This is a genomic window from Synechococcus sp. R6-5 (genome assembly GCF_047461775.1).
In the GTDB taxonomy this organism is placed as follows: Bacteria; Cyanobacteriota; Cyanobacteriia; order Thermostichales; family Thermostichaceae; genus Thermostichus.
Genome location: NZ_JANSHV010000412.1, coordinates 1 through 565, shown reverse-complemented (window position 1 = coordinate 565; position 565 = coordinate 1). Strand labels below are relative to the sequence as shown.

Sequence of the window (565 nt, the reverse complement as noted above, 5' to 3'; positions counted from 1 at the left end):
GCGTCCGCCCCCAGAATCTCGATAGCAGCGCGGAACATGGTGGGTCCGGGCTTGCCGATGACGAACGGTTCGGTTTCGGTGCTGACGCGCAGGAGCGCCAGTAACGCGCCGCACCCTGGCACGATCCCGTCCTCCGCCGGGAACGTTGTATCGGGATTTGTGCCAATGAAACGTGCACCGGCGCGGATGAGCAGGCATGCCTTCCGCAGGCGGCGGTAGGTCACCTCAGAGTCCATGCCGACCACGACGAATGCCGGATGTTCATCGTCTTCCACGAAGTATCCATCATCGAAGAGCGCGCTGCGCAGACCATCCATACCGATCACAAACACGCCCGTACCGCGCGGCGCCTGCGTTTCGAGCCAGCGTCGCGTCGCTACCGATGACGTGACGATGCGCGCGGCAGGCATACGGATCCCCATTGCTGCGAGTTTGGCTTCGTACTGGGCAGGAGTCATCGTGGCGTTGTTGGTGCAGCAGGCATATGTCACACCGCGCGCATCGAACAGCGCCAGCAGATCGTTCACCCCCGGCAGCGCCCGCGACCCGCGGTACAACACGCCGT

The 565-nt window shown here is 63.9% G+C and carries 1 pseudogene; it reads right to left on the bottom strand.

The features are described from left to right. Nucleotides 1-527, bottom strand: a pseudogene (locus NW818_RS14050) (hypothetical protein); the annotation flags it as partial. Nucleotides 528-565 lie beyond the last annotated feature (38 nt).